Genomic DNA, 15823 nt, shown 5'->3' on the forward strand with positions numbered 1-15823 from the left:
ATGGAACTGCTTTTTGCCAATCTGGCGCATGGCTTCGGCGTCGCGCTCAGCTTTGATAACCTTCTCTTCGCGCTGCTGGGCGCGCTGATCGGCACCGCCATCGGCGTGCTGCCGGGTATCGGGCCGGTCGCCACCATCTCCCTGCTGCTGCCGATCACCTTCGGCCAGCCTGCCACCACCGCCATCATCATGCTCGCCGGCATCTATTACGGCGCGCAGTATGGCGGCTCGACGACCGCCATCCTGCTGAACCTGCCGGGCGAGGTCTCCTCCGTGGTGACCACGCTGGAAGGCTACAAGATGGCGCGCAACGGCCGCGCCGGCGCCGCTCTCGCCATCTCGGCGCTGGGCTCCTTCTTCGCGGGCTCCGTGGCGACCGTCCTGGTCGCCGCCTCCGGCCCGCTGCTGACCGAGGTCGCGCTGTCCTTCGGCCCCGCCGACTACTTCTCGCTGATGCTGCTCGGATTGATCATCTCGGCGGTGCTGGCGCAGGGCTCGGTGCTGAAGTCGGTCGGCATGGTGGTGCTCGGCGTCGCCCTCGGCCTGGTCGGCACCGACGTGCAGACCGGCCAGCAGCGCTTCACCTTCGGCATCCCCGAGCTGTCCGACGGCCTGAACTTCGCCGCCATCGCCATGGGCGTCTTCGGCATTTCCGAGATCATCCTGAACCTCGAGAATCCGGAAGTCCGCAGCGTGCTCTCGACCAAGGTCGGCAGCCTGTTCCTGACCAAGGAAGAGTGGAAGCGCGCCACCCCCTCGGTCATCCGCGGCACCATCATCGGCTCGGTGCTCGGCATCCTGCCGGGCGGCGGCGCCTCGCTGGCCTCCTTCGGCTCCTATATGATGGAGCGGAAGATGTCGAAGGGCCGGCATGAGTTCGGCAGCGGCGCCATCGAGGGCGTGGCCGGTCCGGAGGCCGCCAACAACGCGGCCGCCCAGACCAGCTTCATCCCGCTGCTGACGCTGGGCATCCCGTCCAACGCCGTCATGGCGCTGATGGTCGGCGCGCTGATCATCCAGGGCATCCAGCCGGGCCCGCGCATGGTGGAAGCCCAGCCCGACCTGTTCTGGGGCCTGATCTGCTCCATGTGGATCGGCAACGTCATGCTGCTGGTCATCAACCTGCCGATGATCGGCATGTGGGTGAAGCTGCTGCAGGTTCCCTACAAGTACATGTACCCGGCGATTCTTACCTTCTGCGCGATCGGCGTGTACTCGATCAACAACAGCGTCTTCGACGTCTACCAGACGGTGTTCTTCGCCGTGCTGGGCTACGTCTTCGCCAAGATCAAGATGGAGCCGGCGCCGCTGCTGGTCGGCTTCGTCCTTGGTCCGATGATGGAAGAGCACCTGCGCCGCGCCATGCTGCTGTCGCGTGGCGACCCGATGGTCTTCATGCAGCGCCCGATCAGCGCCGTGCTGCTGGTCGTCGCCGCCCTGGCCCTCGGCCTGATGCTGCTGCCCGGCCTGCGCAAGAAGAAGGAAGCGGCCATGGCGGGCTGACACCCGCTTTCCTCTGCCGCAAGTGTTATGAAGCCGCCCCGGTTGAAAAATCGGGGCGGCTTTTCTTTTGGCTGGCTTGGCGTATGCTTGACCTATACGGGCATGGAGTTGGTTGATGGCTGATCCTGCGCAGCGCCGCATCGTTCCGGTTATCCTTTGCGGCGGCACCGGCAGCCGGCTCTGGCCACTGTCGCGCGAGGCCTTCCCGAAGCAGTTCTGGCCGCTGCTCTCCGAGCACACCATGCTGCAGGACACTGTCGCCCGCGCCACCGGCGCCGGCTTCGCCGAGCCCCTGGTGATCAGCAACCAGGCGCATCGCTTCCTGGTCGCCGAGCAGCTGCGCGAGGCCGGCATCCAGGAGGCCCGCATCGTGCTGGAGCCGGTGGCCCGCAACAGCGCCCCCGCCATCGCCGCCGCCGCCCTGCTGGCGCAGGAGGCCGATCCGCATGGCGTGCTGTGGCTGATGGCCGCCGACGCCGCAATCAGCGACACCCCGGCGCTGCACGCCGCCCTGGCCCAGGCCGCCGAGGCCGCGCGCGCCGGCCGCATCGTCGCCTTCGGCATGAAGCCCACCGCGCCCGAGACCGGCTACGGCTATATCGAGGCAGGCCCGGCGCTGGACGGGCTGGACGGCGTCAGCGCCATCGCCCGCTTCGTCGAGAAGCCCGATGCCGCCACCGCCGCCCGCTTCCTGGCCGAGGGCCGGCACCTGTGGAATTCCGGCATGTTCGTGGCCACCGCCGCGACCCTGCTGGCCGAGCTGGAGCGCCTGGCGCCCGAGCTGCTCGCCGCCGTCCGCGCCGCCGTGGAGGGCGCCACCCGCGACCTCGACTTCATCCGCCTGGACCCGGAGGCCTTCGCCGCCGCCCCCGACATCTCCATCGACTATGCGGTGATGGAGAAGACCGCCCATGCCGCCGTGGTGCCGGCCGATCTCGGCTGGTCCGATGTCGGCTCCTGGGCGGCGCTGTGGGAGGTCTCGCCCAAGGACGCCGCCGGCAACGCCACCAAGGGCCCGGTCGCCCTCTATGGCGCGAAGAACTGCTACGTCCGCAGCGAGGGCATCCTGGCCGGCGTCGTCGGCCTCGAGGATGCGGTGCTCGTCGTCACCGACGACGCGGTGCTGGCGATGCACCGCGACCGCGCCCAGGACGTGAAGAAGCTGCTGGAGCAGCTCAAGGCCGATGGCCACCCGCAGGCCACCGAGCACCGCCGCATGTACCGCCCCTGGGGCCATTACGAGGGGCTGATCAAGGGCGACCGCTTCCAGGTGAAGAAGATCTCGGTCAAGCCCGGCCAGAAGCTGTCGCTGCAGAAGCACTTCCACCGCGCCGAGCACTGGGTCGTCGTCGCCGGCACCGCCATCGTCGAGCGCGATGCCGAGCGCATCATGCTGCGCGAGAACGAATCGATCTACCTGCCGCTCGGCTGCGTCCACCGGATGGAGAATCCGGGCATGATCCCGCTGACCCTGATCGAGGTGCAGTCCGGCTCCTATCTCGGCGAGGACGACATTGTCCGCTTCGAGGACACCTACGGCCGCACCTGACGGTCACGCTGGCGGCGGCAGCGCCGCCAGCATCGCCTCCGTCGGCCAGCCCGCCGGCAGCGCCGTCTGGCCCAGCACCCAGCCTTCCCATTTCTGCACCCAGGGATCGTCGGGGACGAAGTCCGGCCGCGCGCCCTCCAGCACCGCGACGACGCAGAGCAGCCCGAGCTGGCTGTCGAAGCGGTCCTCGCCCGCCGCATCCGCCCCGAAGCCCGCTTCCATCGCCTGGGCCAGCGCCGGCGACGGCCGCACCCCGAGCCGCGCCATCGCCGCCCCCAGGGCGCCCGCCGCCGCCCGCCGCGCATGCGGCAGCCGCTTGCTGCCCGGCAGCGTCACGCCGAGATGCCGCATCGCCTCGGCCGGATAGACTTCTGCCAAGACGGCGCGTCCTGGCGCCAGCAGGTCGTGCAGCCCGCCGTCGAAGGGCCAGAGCGCCAGCGGTCCGCCCGCCGCCAGGGCCGGGGCCAGCCAGTCGCGCCAGGCGCCGATCGCCCCCTTCCCCGTCTGGTTCGCCCCCAGCGTCCAGAAGACCGGGGCGCCGGCCGGGCGCTCCAGGGTCGCCCGGTCGCAGAGCCGGCTGAGCGCCGCCGCATCCGCCAGCCCCAGCGCCGCCGCATGGGACAGCCGCGTCATCCCCTTGATCCCGCGCGCCGGGTAGAAGGGGCGCTCGGGCGACACCGTCTCCAGCGTCGGGCTGACCTGGAAGAAATCCGGGCGCGCCACCAGCCCGCGCAGAAACTCGGGAAAGCCGGATTCGGGGCGACCGACGGAAAAGCCGCGCGGCAGGCCCAGCGGCAGGTCCAGCCCGAAAGTCAGAGGAACACCCTCGGCCAGGAGCTGCGCGGTCAGCGCGGCCGGGTCGCCCACCGGGCGCGGCGCCTCGGCCCGCCATTCCACCCCGCCACCGCGGCGACGCACCCGTCGCGCGATGCTGACCCAGCGCTTGCGCGGATCGACGCTCCAATCCGCATGCGCCGCGATCATCGGTGTATCATCGGCCAACGGAGGACCCCGCATGCGCACCCCTGCCCCGCCTGCGCCCCGCTATTCTGGCGTCGCCCGGCTGCTGCACTGGGCGACCGTCCTGGCGCTGATCCTGGTCGGCATCCTTGGCCTCTGGCTGGGCTGGGCCCCGCCACAGGAAGAAACCTTCAAGCTGCGGCTGTACAACCTGCATGAAAGCATCGGGCTGACCATCCTGCCGGTCACCCTGCTGCGGCTGGGCTGGCGGCTGCGGCACCCGCCGCCGCCGATCTCGCCGCCGCTGCCCCGGCATTTCCGCCTGGCGGCCGGGGCGACCCATGCGGCGCTCTACGCGCTGCTGCTGGCCATGCCGGTGGTCGGGCTGCTGGCCACCAATGCCTGGGGCTTCCCGCTCACCGCCTATGGCATCCTGCCGATCCCCAGCCCAATCGGCGCCGACGAGGCGCTGGCCCCGCGCCTGACCGCGCTGCATGGCTGGATGGCCCTGGCGCTCGGCGGGCTGGTGGCGCTGCATGCCGGCGCCGCGCTCTGGCACCACATCCACCGCGGCGACGACACGCTGCGGCGGATGCTCTGATGCCGGCTCTCAGCCGATCGGCTTGGTCGCCCGCTCCAGCAGGCGGGCGAAGAAGCCGGGCTTCTTCGCGGGCGCCACGGCGGCCACGGCCTTGGCCACCAGCTGCTCCCGCTCCTGCACCTTCATCGACAGCCACTTCTCCAGGCTGACGCCGGCCTTGGCGGCCCGCTTCGCCTCATAGGCGCGCTGACCATCGGTCATCTTCGCCCGTTCCTGCACCTGAACCGCCATCGCTCAAACCCCCGCATCGATCCCAGCAAGCCGGTGGATGCCGCGCCGCAGCCGCGACCGCAAGCGCATTTTACGGCCAGGGCTTGCATCCCGGCCGCGGGGCGTCAGGCTAGGGGGATGGAAGCGAAAGTGAAGGCCGGGCTCTGGGCCCAGATGGCCCTGCGGCTGGCCGATATCGCCGGCCGCCCCGGCATGGTCCTGCGCAAAGGTGACCCGGATTCGGGCGGCATCCTCTGCGTGCTGCGCGGACGGGCCGGATGCCTGGTGCTGTCCCAGGTGCGCGACGGCGAAGGCCGCGCAGCCTGGATGCGGGGGACCGGCAAGGACCCCGTGCCGGAACCGGAGGCGGAGGCCTATGTCGAACGGCAGGTGAAACGCGACCCGGACCTCTGGGTGCTGGAATTCGAGGCGCCAGACCTGCTGCCACCGTTTGAAGCGAAAATCATCTAGGCAAGGCCGGGGGGAAGTATCCCCCCGGAGCCCCCTCTATTTCTGTCAGGAAGCCGGGGACATCTGGATTGGGGGAACCAGGTCCTCGGGCAGCGGGCAGACATACGGGTCGATCGCGGTGCGGGCGGCCAGGTCGGCCTTGGCGCTGGCGATCAGCGCGGGGTCCTGCAGGGCGTCGACCGCCACGCCAGCCATCACCTTGGCCACATGCACCATGCCCTTATGCGCCAGCGCCGACTTGCCCTGCGCGGTCAGCTGCCAGCTGTGGCCCGGCGTGCCGATCGCATAGGTAGCCCCCCGCGCCTGCACCGTCGGCACCACCCAGGACACGTCGCCCACATCGGTGGACCCCACCATCGCGGCACCCTTGGCGTCCAGCGGGATCAGCTCGTCGGCCAGCGGCACACCGCGCCGCACCGGCACGCCCATGCGGCGGAAAGCGCTGGCGATGTCCTCGTCCGACAGCGTCTTCTGGAACTCGGCGGCCAGCGCCCGGTCGGCATCGTCAAAAGGCGGCGGGCCCAGCCGCTCCAGCTGGTCCTGCATGGTGCGCTCCAGCGGGGTGTTGCCCAGCAGGTTCGACACCGCGGACACCGTCTTGGTGGTGACCGTGGTCTCGGTCATCAGCGCGGCGCCATCGGCGATCTTGCGGACCCGGGTGATCAGCTGCTGCAGCCCCGGCAGGTCGGTGGCGCGGATCAGGTAGCGCACCTTGGCCGTGCCCTGCACCACGTTCGGCGCGATGCCGCCGGCATCCAGATACGCGTAGTGGATGCGCGCGTCGGAGGGCATGTGCTCGCGCATGTAGTTGACGCCGACATTCATCAGCTCGACGGCATCCAGCGCCGAGCGGCCCAGATGCGGCGCCGCGGCGGCATGGCTGGAGCGGCCAACGAACGAGAAGTCGATGCGGCAATTGGCCAGCGACTTCGGCTCGTTCACCGCGGCGAAGGGCGCGGGGTGCCAGCAGATGGCGATGTCGACGTCCTTGAAGGCGCCGTCGCGCACCATGAAGGCCTTGGCGGCGCCGCCCTCTTCCGCCGGGCAGCCGTAGTAGCGCACGCGGCCCTTCAGCCCGTTCTTCGCCAGGAAATCCTTCACCGCCGTCGCCGCCAGCAGGGCGCCGGCGCCCAGCAGGTTGTGGCCGCAGCCATGGCCCGAGCCGTCGCCCGGCAGCGGCCGGTGCTCGGCGACGCCGGCCTCCTGGCTCAGCCCCGGCAGCGCGTCGTATTCGCCCAGGATGGCGATGACCGGGCCTTCCTCGCCCGCCTCGCCCATCACCGCGGTCGGGATGCCGGCGACATGGTCGGTGATGCGGAAGCCCTTCGCCTCCAGCATCTGGCGATGCTCGGCGCAGGAGCGCTTCTCGGCATAGGCGAGCTCCGGCATGTCCCAGACCCGGTCGCTGAGACCGATCAGGTCGTCCTGGTGGTCCTCGACCAGGCGCCAGATTTCTTGGGTGTTCTGCATGGACGTTCTCCGCAGCCAGATAGGCGAGACAGGGATGGCAGGATGGGGCAGAATGCGGCGGGCAAGGTGCGTCCGGCAGGCCAGCTTGTCGATACGCCGCGGCCCGTTCTTAACCACTTGCAAGCTTTTGTGCCCTAGGACGAGATCATGTCTCTCTCCCCCCTCGGCATGTCGGGCCTCGCCGGCGCCAGCCTCTCCGCCCTCGGCGGCGCCCGCCGCGCCGAGCAGAGCGTGGCGCAGACCGCCCAGAATATCGCTTCCTACGGCGCCACCCCGGCGGTGGTCACCGGCGATGCCTTGCCGGAAGTCCCGGTGATGGATCTGGGCGCCGATCCGGTGGCCGACCAGGTCAATCTGATGCTGGCGCAGCGCGCCTATGAGGCCAATCTCGCGGTGCTGAAGACCACCGACGCGATGTCCCGGACCACGATCGACCGGCTGGGCTGAGGGCGCGCCGATGGCCCTGGCCCCCGCGCTGCGCCGCCTGTTGCCGGCCGATGCCGCCGCCTATCGCGAGCTGCGGCTGGAGGGGCTGGAATGCCACCCGGAGGCCTTCGGCGCCGCCTGGGAGGATGAGGCCGACAAGCCGCTCGACTGGTTCGCCCGCCGGCTGCAGGCCAATACCGTCATCGGCGGCTCGGTCTTCGGCGCCGGGCTGGATGGCGTCGCCGGGCTGATGGTGCCGCAGCCTGCCAAGCAGCGGCATCGCGGCGTGCTGTGGGGGATGTATGTCCGCCCGGATGCGCGGGGCAGCGGGCTGGCGGCGGCGCTGGTGCAGCAGGTGGTGCTGGCGGCCCGCGGCCAGGTGGAGGCGATCCGGCTGACGGTGGTGGCCAGCAACCCGGCGGCGATCCGCGTCTACCAGGCTGCCGGCTTCCGCGAATACGGGCTGGAGCGGCGCGGGTTGAAGCTGGGCGCCACCTATTATGACGAGATGCTGATGGACCGCGCGGTGGATCCGCTGCCCTGACCTGGCCTTTCATGGCGGCATGACGCTGCTGCATGACGGTCCGATCTTCGCCGACTATTTCCATTTCCTGCTGCAGGACGCCGCGCTGCGCGAGCGCCCGGCCGTGCCCTGGGACGATGCCGCCCTGGCCGACGGGGTGGTGGCGATGCCCGGCCTGCTGGCCTTCGCCACCGCGCGGAACCTGCAGGTGCCGGTGTCTGTCGAGCTGCTGGCCTCGGAGCCCGCGCTGGCGCTGGATGGCGTGGACCATGCGGTGGAGGCGTCGGTCGGGAGCAGCGGCCTGCTGATCCTGGCCGGCGGCACCGACTACCTGCCCACCGCGGCCCGCCTGCCGGTGGTGCCTGGCATGCTGCGGGTGCGGCTGTTGTGCCAGGGGCTGGACACGCTCAGCGACGACGGCCTGGCGGGCGAGGATTCTTATCGGTTGCTGCTGTGGCCGGCGGCTTTTGCCGAGGTCATGGTGCTGAAGCGCCACGCCTAATTTACAAAAATAGAAGGGGGTGCGGGGGGGTCCGAGGCACTGCCTCGGACAGACCCCCGCTGCTTACTTGCTTCTTAGCGCTTCGAGCTTCTCGACGCCCCGTCTGTCCGCGAGCACCGCGGCGAGTTCCTGCTTCGGCAGCTGTTGCAGCGCCTCGTCGAGCGAATTCGCCTCCTCCAGCCGGGCCAGCCCGACCAGCAGGTTCGCATCGAACGGATCCTCCCGCGGCCGGCGCGGCGGCGGCAGCATGCGGCGGTGGGCGGCGAGCAGGGCCTCGTCGGTGAACAGCCCGCGCACCGGGGTGGGCGGGGTGTCCTGCAGCCCGGCATAGATTTCCCGGGCGCGGATCAGCACGGCGGGGGTGTCGCGCTCTTCCGGTGTCAGCAGCAGGCCGAGGCGGCGGAGGCCCACGCCCAGGCCGCGGCGGGCGGTGAAGGCGGCCAGCGGGATGGCCAGCGCCAGGCCGATGACCACGGGCGACATCCACAGCGCCAGGTAGGGCGAGACCAGCCAGGCGGCGCCGCCGAAGACCAGGCCGAACAGGGTGTGCTTCCAGTAGAGCCGCACCACCTGGCCGAAGGGCACGCTGCCATCGTCGCGCTTCTGGGCGTTCCAGCCGGAATCGCGGCCCATCAGGATGGCGATGACATCGACCGACTGGGTCAGCATGGTCACCGGCGCCAGCAGGCCGGCGACCAGGGTTTCCACGATCATCGACAGGAAGGCGCGGATCATGCCGCCGGCGCCGCGGCGGTCGCGGGCGTGGAACAGCAGCGCGATCCAGGCCATCAGCTTCGGCGCCAGCAGCAGCGACATGGTGCCGATGAAGACCCACATGGCGCGGACCGGGTCGACCACCGGCCATTCCGGGAACAGGCTGGGGCCGGCGGGGAAGTATTCCGGCCGGATGAAGCGGGCCTGGATGGCCAGCAGGACGCCGGCGACCAGGAAGACCAGCCAGATCGGCGCGGTGATGTAGCTGCCGATGCCGGTCATCAAATGCAGGCGGCTGACCCAGTGCAGGCCGCGGGCGCCGAGCACGCCGGCATGCTGCAGGTTGCCCTGGCACCAGCGGCGGTCGCGGATGGCGAGATCCATCAGCGAGGGCGGGCTTTCCTCATAGGTGCCGCGCAGCCAGGGCACCATGTGCACGGCCCAGCCGGCGCGGCGCAGCAGCGCGGCCTCGACGAAGTCGTGGCTCATGATATGGCCGCCGAACGGCTTGCGCCCGGGCAGGTCGGGCAGGCCGGCGGCGCTGGCGAAGGCTTCCGTCCGGATGATGGCGTTGTGGCCCCAGTAGTTGCCCTCGGCGCCGTGCCACCAGGCGATGCCCTCGGCGATCAGCGGGCCGTAGACCCGGCCGGCGAATTGCTGCATCCGGGCGAAGAGCGTGTTGCCGCCGGCGATGATCGGCAGCGTCTGGATCAGGCCGACATCGGGGTGGCGCTCCATGGCATCGGCCAGGCGCAGGATGGTGTCGGCCTCCATGACGCTGTCGGCGTCGAGGACGAGCATCTGCGGATAGGCGCCGCCCCAGCGCCGCACCCATTCGGCGATGTTGCCCGCCTTACGCTCGGTGTTCTTCGGGCGGCGGCGATAGAACAGGTTCGGCGGCTCGCCGAGACGGGCGCGCAGCGCCAGGTAGGCCGCCTCCTCCGCGATCCAGGCATCGGCCTGCGTGCTGTCGCTGAGGATAAAAACGTCGAAGCGGTCGGTGGCGCCGGCGGCGGCGAGCGATTCATGGATCGCCTGCAGCCCGGCCATGATGCGCGCCGGATCCTCGTTGTAGGTCGGCATCAGCAGCGCGGTCTTGACGCCGGGCATTGGCGGCGGGCCGTCGGGGGCGATGCCGAGCCGCCGGTCGGGGCCGGCGATCAGGCGCAGAAAGCCTGCCGTCGCGCTGGTGAAGGACAGCGCGATCCAGGCGAAGAGCACGACGAAGAGCAGCAGCACGAAGGCCTGCAGCGGCGTGGGCCGGCCGCTGTTCAGCACCAGCCACATCTCGCGCGTGGCAAAGGCCGTCAGCAGGATGGCGCCGCCGATGACCAGCAGGCGCCTGAGCCCGCTGGCCATCGGCCGGGAGGGCATTTCTCCCAATCGCTTCACAGGCCTGGCCTGCAGCGACTGGACGGGCATGGCCAGCGGCGCCTCGGGCGGCAGCGCGTGCCAGCCCTCGGCCTCGGCGGGCAGGCGCGCGGTGGCGGGCGCCGCGCTCACGCGGTCCAACGATAGAGCAGCGTCTCGGCGACCGCCTCGCCGCCGACCTTGAGCTCGGCGCGCAGCTCGACCTCCCGGGCGTCGCCGGGGAAGAGGTCGAAGCTGAGGCGCCAGCCGCCGCTTTCCGGGTTGCGCTGGGCGACGGGGTTGCGGACCTCGCCGCGGTTGGCGGTGACGATCAGCTCCGGCTTGGCGTCGGCGGCCAGGTTGTCCAGCGCGCCGCCCTGGGCGTCGATGACGAACAGCCGCCCGCCCTGGGTCCAGGAGGCGCCGGAGCGGGTCGACATCAGCCGGCCGATCTCCGGGCTGCCCGGGGCCTCGTCGGTCCAGTGCAGGCGGAAGGTGTAGCGGTATTCGCCCTTGGCCTTCAGCGGCTCCTTCGGGCGCCAGAAGGCGACGATATTGTCGTGGATCTCGCCGGTGGTGGGGATTTCCACCAGCTGCACCGCGCCCTCGCCCCAGTCGCCGATCGGCTCGATCCACAGGCTCGGCCGCTTCTCGTAGCGGGCCTCGAGGTCCTCGTAGCTGGCGAAGTCGCGGCGGCGCTGCATCAGGCCGAAGCCGCGCGGATTGACGTCGCCGAAGGCCGACATCTGCAGGTCGCGCGGGTTGTTCAGCGGGCGCCAGATGCGCTCGCCGCGGCCGGTGAAGATCAGCAGCCCGTCGCTGTCATGCACCGCCGGGCGCCAGTCGTCGCGGCCGCTGCGGTTCAGCGGCGAGAACCAGAACATGCTGGTCAGCGGCGCGATGCCGACGGTGGCGATGTCGGCGCGCGGGAAGATGGTGGCCTCGACATCGAAGACGGTGCTGCGGCCGGGGCGGATGCCGAAGCGGAAGGCGGCGGTGCAGGAGGGGCTGTCGAGCAGGGCGTGGACGGTGATGTAGTTCACCCCCTCGCGCGGGCGCTCGATCCAGAAGCCCCGGAACACCGGGAATTCCTCGCCCTTGGGGTCGCCGGTGCCGACGGCCAGGCCGCGCGCGGACAGGCCATAGATCTGGCCACGGGCGACCGCCCGGAAGTAGCTGGCGCCGAGGAAGGCGCAGATCTCGTCGTAATAATCGTTGCGGTTGATCGGGCCGTGCAGGCGGAAGCCGGCGAAGCCCATATCCTCCTGCGCCGGGCGGGGCATGTTCTGGAAGTCGAACATCTCGGTGTTGTAGCGGATCGGCCGGGCCATGCCGCCCGAGACCTCGAACATGTCGATCCGCGGCTTGTAGAGGAAGCCGCGGTGGAACAGCTGCATCTGGAAGGGCAGCCCCTCGGCCCGCCACAGCGCCTGGGCGGGGCGGTAGCGGATGTCGCGATACTGGTCGTAGGTCAGCTCGGCCAGCGGCCCGGGCAGGCTCTCGGGCGGCGCCTTGTAGGCCTGCTGCGCCATGGCGCGGGCCTGCTCGCGCACGGTGCCGGGGTCGAAGCGCGTTTCATCGGGCGCTGCGGCATGGGCTTCGGAGAAATGCGCGGTCTCCTCCGCCATCAAGACGGTGGACAGCGACAAGGCTGCGAGCATGGCGTCTCGGCGGTTCACGGCAGGCACTCCCCCTTCGGCGGCGAGCAGCGAACGCGCGAGAAATGCCAGGGTTGCGCCTGACGGTGCAACCAGCCGAGCTCGCGCTACGCCACCTTTCGATGAGGCGGGGGGATTACGTCCGAATTCCGGCCTGACAATCAGCTCAGGGGCTGAAAGCTGCCATCATCAGCCAGATGTGACAGGATCCCGCTGCGGATGTCGAAGGACCCGCCATGCAGGGTCAGGCTGCCGGCGGTGACGCGGTCGGCGACCCAGGGGAAGCTCATCAGGTTGCGCAGCGACAGCTTCACCGTCTCCAGCTCGCATTGCGCCTGGGCATCGGCGGAATCGGCGGCGACGCATTCCAGGGTGCGGCGGCGCGCCTCGGCGGCGATGCCGTTCATCCAGGGCTCGACGAAATCCTGGGCGCCCTTGGGGAAGCCGCGCAGCAGCGCCTGGACGCCGCCGCACATGGCATGGCCGAGGACGACGATGCGCGGCACCTCGAGCACGCAGACGGCGAATTCGAGCGCCGCCGAGGTGCCATGGTAGTCGCCATCCGGGTTGTAGGGCGGCACCAGGTTGGCGACGTTGCGGACGATGAACAGCTCGCCCGGGGCGGCGTTGAAGACCATCCCCGGATCGACGCGGCTGTCTGAGCAGGCGATGACCAGGGCCTTGGGGCTCTGCCCGTCGCGGGCCAGCGACTGGAACAGGCGGCGGCGCTCCGGCCAGATTTCCTCGCGGAAACGCCGGTAGCCGTCGAAGAGATCGGCCAGGATGTCGGAGGAAGGCGGGGGCGGCAGGGCTTCGCTCATGGCCGGCATTTAGGCGCGGTCAAGGCATTTGCCCAGGGTCTTTGCTGCATGGCAGCAAATGACGGCCCGGCCTCTGGCGGTTCTTTAACCCACGCGCAACAAATGATTGTCCCAGGCGCCGCGCGGCCCGGCCAGCGGCCGTTGCGCCAGGCTGCGGGCATCGACCTCCAGCAAAGCGCCCTGGCCGCCGGCGAGGATGAAGCCGGCCGGCCGGCCGGAGGGGGCGACGCCGCAGACATCGTCGACCCGGACGGCGCCCAGGGCGCGCGCCGCCTCCAGGTCCCAGAAGAGCGCCAGGCCACCGCGCGGGCTGGTCGCCGCGACGACTGTCCCGGCGGCATCGGTGGCGACGCTGCCGATATAGTTGCGGCAGGCGGCGCGGAGCTCCTCCGGCAGGTCGAGCGGCTGCAGCCCCCCTGCCCCGCGTTGCACCGCCAGCAGCGGCATTTTTTCGGTTTCCTCGCCCTCGTATTGCATCGCCACGGCCGTGCCGCCGGGGATGCGGGAGAGATGGCGAATGGAAAGGCGGTTCATGTCCGCGGCGAAGCGGGCGGCGTGGAGCTGCCGGCCGGTCCCGGGGTCGAGATGCACCAGGGACGGGTCCATCCCGGCCGGGTCGAGGTTGGCGCGCGGCGCGTCCGGATGGGTCAGGATGCCGCCATTGGCGACCACGAGCGCGCTGCCATCGGGGGCCAGGCGCATGTCATGCGGGTCGCGGCCGCCGGTCTCGAATTCGGCGACCCGGTTGAAGCCATCCGCCGCGTCATAGACGCCGATCAGCCCGGCGCCGTCGTCGAAGCGGGTCTCGGTGGCGTAGAGCAGCCTTCCATCGGGGGCGAAAAGCCCGTGGCCATTGAAATGGCGGCCCTCCGGCGGCGCGAAGCTGTGGGTCAGGGCGCCGCGGGAGAGGTCGGCCACCAGCGCCTCCCAGCCCGGGCGGCGGCCGAAGACGACCACCTGCGGCCGGCCCGGATGCACCGCGAAGCCATGGGCGCGGGCGGCGAGGTTCAGGTCGAGCGGGGTGCGGCCATCCTGCGGCAGGAAGCCGCCGGCATGATCGGCGCCGCCAGGGTCGCGCCAGGCGCCGAGCACCAGGCCCTCGGCTTCCGCCCGGGCGGTCAGCGGCATCCCGGCCAGGAGGGCGCTGAAAAAAAGGTCGCGGCGGCGCATCGGCGGCTCAGTCCCCGTCCAGGGCGTTGAAGCCGAGCGGAATGTCGAGCACCGGCGGCAGCCGCGTCGACAGCAGCAGCTTCAGCGCCGCCGCCTCCTTCTGCAGCAGCAAGGCGGCGTCGCGGCGGCCCTGGATGCCGAAGTCCGTTTCCAGCGGCAGCGGCAGGCCAGCGGCGGTGGCGTTCACCTGGTCGAAGGCGCGGGTCAGCAGGGCGGCAAGCTCGGCGTCGCTGGCCTGGACGGCGGGGGCGAAGGCGGTGCTCCACAGCGCGCGGGCGGCGATGATATTGGCCTGGATGGCCTGGCCGGACAGGCCGCTGCGCCAGGCCTCCAGCAGCTGCATCCGGCTGGTGGAGGGGCTGCTGCCCAGCGGCCGGCTGAGCTTGCGGTCGGCCACGACCTCGATGGCGGAGTAGAGCGCCTTGAACAGCTCCAGCGTCGCCTCGCGCGGGGTGGCGTAGGGGCTGCGCGGCTCGACCAGCACGCGGCCGAAGGGCTGCTCGCCGCCGGTCCAGCCGGCCAGCAGGTCCTGCGCCAGGGTCGCCAGGTTGCCGCCGATGGCGCGCAGCAGGGCGGCGCGGTAGCCGGCCTCGGCGTCGCCGGCGCGCAGGCGGGCCACGGCCTCGTCGCCCTGCAGCAGGCGCTCGAGCGCGGGCAGGCCCTGGGTGGTGACCTGGCCCAGGGCGTTGGGGCGGGCCTCCAGCGTCGCGGTGTCGCGGCCGGCGATGGCGGCGGCCAGGTCGCGGCCGATGGCGTTGCGCGGGTCGGGCCAGAACTGGATGCGCTCGTGCCGGCTGAACAGGTCGGCGGGGCCGAAGCGCAGGTGCTGCACGGCCTGCCAGGTCAGGAAGGCCTCGGCGAAACCCTCGCGCGCGGCATTCAGGGAAGCATCCTCGGCCGGCGTGCGGGCCAGGGTGTCGAGGCGGGCGGCCAGGTTGGCGGTGGCGGCGGCGAAGCGGCGATAGGCGGGCAGCAGCACCTGCTCGACGGCGGCGCGGTTGAGCGCGCGGCAGGCCGCCTCGTCCGGGGCGGCGGCGGCCGGGAGCGGCGCCAGCAGCAAGGCCGTCAGGGTCAGGGCAGAGCGGCGCGAGAGCGACATCAGAGGGAATCCAGGAAGGCGAGGAGAGCCGCGCGATCGGCGGGCGACAGGCCGGGGACACGGTCACGCGCCGGTTGCGCGGCGCCACCATGCCACAGAATGGCCTCCAGCGGCGACCGGGCGCGGCCGTCATGCAGGTAGCCGACCGGGCCGCCGGCGACGGTGGCCGCCAGCCCCAGGCCCCAGAGCGGCGCGGTGCGCCAGTCCTGGCCGCCGGCGCGCCAGTCGGGGCGGCCATCGGCGAGGCCAGGGCCCATGTCGTGCAGCAGCAGGTCGGTATAGGCGGCGACCCCCTCGCCGAGCGTCGGGCGGTGGCAGGCGGCGCAGCCAATGTCCGCGAAGATTCTCTCGCCGGCCCGGACCTGGGGACTGTTGGCGTTCCGCCGCGGGGGGACGGCCAAGTTGCGGATGTAGGAAAGGACCAGGTCGAAGAGGGCGGGGGCGACCTCGGTGGCCTCGCCCGGGGCCAGGCCGTGCGGGGCGGCGCGGCATTGCGGCTGGGCCGCGGTGCAACCGCCCCAGGGGGCCGGCAGCAAGGGCGTCGACAGGCCGAGGTCATTGGCGAAGGCGACGGCGACCTGGTCGGGCAGCGTGGGCTCCGAGGCCTTCCAGCCGAAGCGGCCGATGGCGGTCCGTCGTTCCGCCGGGCTCCAGACGTAATTCGGGCGGCCGCGGATGCCGTCGCGGTTGTCGCGCGGCGCCAGGATGGCCTGTTCGGGGATGCGCTCCAGCAGGCCGAGGCCGATCAGGGACGGGGCCTGGCGGGGGGAGAGCTGCATGCCCGGGTGGGGTGCGC

Annotated in this window: 16 protein-coding genes; 7 read left to right on the forward strand and 9 right to left on the reverse strand. The window is 71.3% G+C overall.

Translation table 11 applies throughout. The features are described from left to right. Both GVN67_RS16470 and GVN67_RS16475 read left to right on the forward strand, forming a co-directional pair. The gene (locus GVN67_RS16470; protein ID WP_159997888.1) at window positions 1-1503 is read left to right on the forward strand and encodes a tripartite tricarboxylate transporter permease; all 1503 of its coding nucleotides are present in this window, start codon (window positions 1-3) and stop codon (window positions 1501-1503) included. A 115-nt stretch (window positions 1504-1618) separates the two neighbouring features. Continuing rightward, a complete protein-coding gene (locus GVN67_RS16475) occupies window positions 1619-3052 on the forward strand; it encodes a mannose-1-phosphate guanylyltransferase/mannose-6-phosphate isomerase (RefSeq protein ID WP_159997890.1) in 1434 nt (477 codons plus the stop codon). Window positions 3053-3055: 3 nt separating this feature from the next. Here the strand turns inward: GVN67_RS16475 and GVN67_RS16480 are convergent, their stop codons facing one another. Continuing rightward, on the reverse strand, window positions 3056-4036 hold the full coding sequence (locus GVN67_RS16480; RefSeq protein ID WP_159997892.1) for a hypothetical protein: 981 nt from the start codon (window positions 4034-4036) through the stop codon (window positions 3056-3058). Between the two features lie 31 nt (window positions 4037-4067). On the opposite strand from GVN67_RS16480, the gene GVN67_RS16485 reads away from it, so the two are divergent. After that, entirely contained in the window at window positions 4068-4613 is a 546-nt protein-coding gene (locus tag GVN67_RS16485; protein ID WP_159997894.1) for a cytochrome b, read from the forward strand. A 9-nt stretch (window positions 4614-4622) separates the two neighbouring features. On the opposite strand, the gene GVN67_RS16490 is transcribed toward GVN67_RS16485, so the two are convergent. Next, window positions 4623-4814, reverse strand: a complete 192-nt coding sequence (locus tag GVN67_RS16490; protein WP_200845291.1) for a hypothetical protein — start codon at window positions 4812-4814, stop codon at window positions 4623-4625. A gap of 147 nt (window positions 4815-4961) precedes the next feature. Here GVN67_RS16490 and GVN67_RS16495 point away from each other — a divergent pair, with 147 nt between their 5' ends. After that, entirely contained in the window at window positions 4962-5294 is a 333-nt protein-coding gene (locus tag GVN67_RS16495; protein ID WP_159997918.1) for a DUF1491 family protein, read from the forward strand. A 45-nt stretch (window positions 5295-5339) separates the two neighbouring features. On the opposite strand, the gene GVN67_RS16500 is transcribed toward GVN67_RS16495, so the two are convergent. Continuing rightward, the gene (locus GVN67_RS16500; RefSeq protein ID WP_159997898.1) at window positions 5340-6764 is read right to left on the reverse strand and encodes a M20 family metallopeptidase; all 1425 of its coding nucleotides are present in this window, start codon (window positions 6762-6764) and stop codon (window positions 5340-5342) included. 147 nt (window positions 6765-6911) lie between these two features. Here GVN67_RS16500 and GVN67_RS16505 point away from each other — a divergent pair, with 147 nt between their 5' ends. The 3 genes from GVN67_RS16505 to GVN67_RS16515 are packed head-to-tail and all read left to right on the forward strand — an operon-like array spanning window position 6912 to window position 8215. Next, window positions 6912-7211, forward strand: a complete 300-nt coding sequence (locus tag GVN67_RS16505; RefSeq protein ID WP_159997900.1) for a flagellar basal body rod C-terminal domain-containing protein — start codon at window positions 6912-6914, stop codon at window positions 7209-7211. A 10-nt stretch (window positions 7212-7221) separates the two neighbouring features. Further along, window positions 7222-7734 carry a GNAT family N-acetyltransferase gene (locus GVN67_RS16510; RefSeq protein WP_159997902.1) on the forward strand — a complete coding sequence of 171 codons (513 nt, stop codon included), beginning with the start codon at window positions 7222-7224 and terminating at the stop codon, window positions 7732-7734. Between the two features lie 19 nt (window positions 7735-7753). Beyond that, on the forward strand, window positions 7754-8215 hold the full coding sequence (locus GVN67_RS16515; RefSeq protein WP_159997904.1) for a hypothetical protein: 462 nt from the start codon (window positions 7754-7756) through the stop codon (window positions 8213-8215). A 63-nt stretch (window positions 8216-8278) separates the two neighbouring features. On the opposite strand, the gene mdoH is transcribed toward GVN67_RS16515, so the two are convergent. From mdoH to GVN67_RS16545, 6 genes are all read right to left on the reverse strand, one after another. After that, a complete protein-coding gene (gene mdoH, locus GVN67_RS16520) occupies window positions 8279-10351 on the reverse strand; it encodes a glucans biosynthesis glucosyltransferase MdoH (RefSeq protein WP_235035337.1) in 2073 nt (690 codons plus the stop codon). Window positions 10352-10428: 77 nt separating this feature from the next. After that, entirely contained in the window at window positions 10429-11940 is a 1512-nt protein-coding gene (locus GVN67_RS16525) for a glucan biosynthesis protein G (protein WP_159997920.1), read from the reverse strand. Between the two features lie 158 nt (window positions 11941-12098). After that, window positions 12099-12758, reverse strand: coding sequence for a carbonic anhydrase (locus GVN67_RS16530; protein ID WP_200845292.1), 660 nt, complete (start codon window positions 12756-12758; stop codon window positions 12099-12101). Window positions 12759-12842: 84 nt separating this feature from the next. Continuing rightward, entirely contained in the window at window positions 12843-13928 is a 1086-nt protein-coding gene (locus GVN67_RS16535; RefSeq protein ID WP_159997908.1) for a DUF1513 domain-containing protein, read from the reverse strand. A gap of 7 nt (window positions 13929-13935) precedes the next feature. Beyond that, on the reverse strand, window positions 13936-15027 hold the full coding sequence (locus GVN67_RS16540) for an imelysin family protein (protein WP_159997910.1): 1092 nt from the start codon (window positions 15025-15027) through the stop codon (window positions 13936-13938). Beyond that, window positions 15027-15823, reverse strand: a 797-nt coding sequence (locus GVN67_RS16545) for a di-heme oxidoredictase family protein (protein ID WP_159997912.1), incomplete at its 5' end; no start/stop codon positions are given. The genes GVN67_RS16545 and GVN67_RS16540, both read right to left, overlap by 1 nt.

Origin of the sequence: Roseomonas sp. 18066 (assembly GCF_902706185.1) — a bacterium.
Classification (GTDB): domain Bacteria; phylum Pseudomonadota; class Alphaproteobacteria; order Acetobacterales; family Acetobacteraceae; genus Pseudoroseomonas.

Coding starts and splice junctions, on each gene's coding strand:
- GVN67_RS16505 (WP_159997900.1), top strand. CDS start 6,912: ATGTCTCTCTCCCCCCTCGGCATGTCGGGCCTCGCCGGCGCCAGCCTC.
- GVN67_RS16490 (WP_200845291.1), bottom strand. CDS start 4,814: ATGACCGATGGTCAGCGCGCCTATGAGGCGAAGCGGGCCGCCAAGGCC.
- GVN67_RS16525 (WP_159997920.1), bottom strand. CDS start 11,940: ATGCTCGCAGCCTTGTCGCTGTCCACCGTCTTGATGGCGGAGGAGACC.
- GVN67_RS16510 (WP_159997902.1), top strand. CDS start 7,222: ATGGCCCTGGCCCCCGCGCTGCGCCGCCTGTTGCCGGCCGATGCCGCC.
- GVN67_RS16500 (WP_159997898.1), bottom strand. CDS start 6,764: ATGCAGAACACCCAAGAAATCTGGCGCCTGGTCGAGGACCACCAGGAC.
- GVN67_RS16515 (WP_159997904.1), top strand. CDS start 7,754: ATGACGCTGCTGCATGACGGTCCGATCTTCGCCGACTATTTCCATTTC.
- GVN67_RS16485 (WP_159997894.1), top strand. CDS start 4,068: ATGCGCACCCCTGCCCCGCCTGCGCCCCGCTATTCTGGCGTCGCCCGG.
- GVN67_RS16495 (WP_159997918.1), top strand. CDS start 4,962: ATGGAAGCGAAAGTGAAGGCCGGGCTCTGGGCCCAGATGGCCCTGCGG.
- GVN67_RS16475 (WP_159997890.1), top strand. CDS start 1,619: ATGGCTGATCCTGCGCAGCGCCGCATCGTTCCGGTTATCCTTTGCGGC.
- GVN67_RS16540 (WP_159997910.1), bottom strand. CDS start 15,027: ATGTCGCTCTCGCGCCGCTCTGCCCTGACCCTGACGGCCTTGCTGCTG.
- GVN67_RS16470 (WP_159997888.1), top strand. CDS start 1: ATGGAACTGCTTTTTGCCAATCTGGCGCATGGCTTCGGCGTCGCGCTC.
- mdoH (WP_235035337.1), bottom strand. CDS start 10,351: ATGCCCGTCCAGTCGCTGCAGGCCAGGCCTGTGAAGCGATTGGGAGAA.
- GVN67_RS16480 (WP_159997892.1), bottom strand. CDS start 4,036: ATGATCGCGGCGCATGCGGATTGGAGCGTCGATCCGCGCAAGCGCTGG.
- GVN67_RS16535 (WP_159997908.1), bottom strand. CDS start 13,928: ATGCGCCGCCGCGACCTTTTTTTCAGCGCCCTCCTGGCCGGGATGCCG.
- GVN67_RS16530 (WP_200845292.1), bottom strand. CDS start 12,758: ATGAGCGAAGCCCTGCCGCCCCCGCCTTCCTCCGACATCCTGGCCGAT.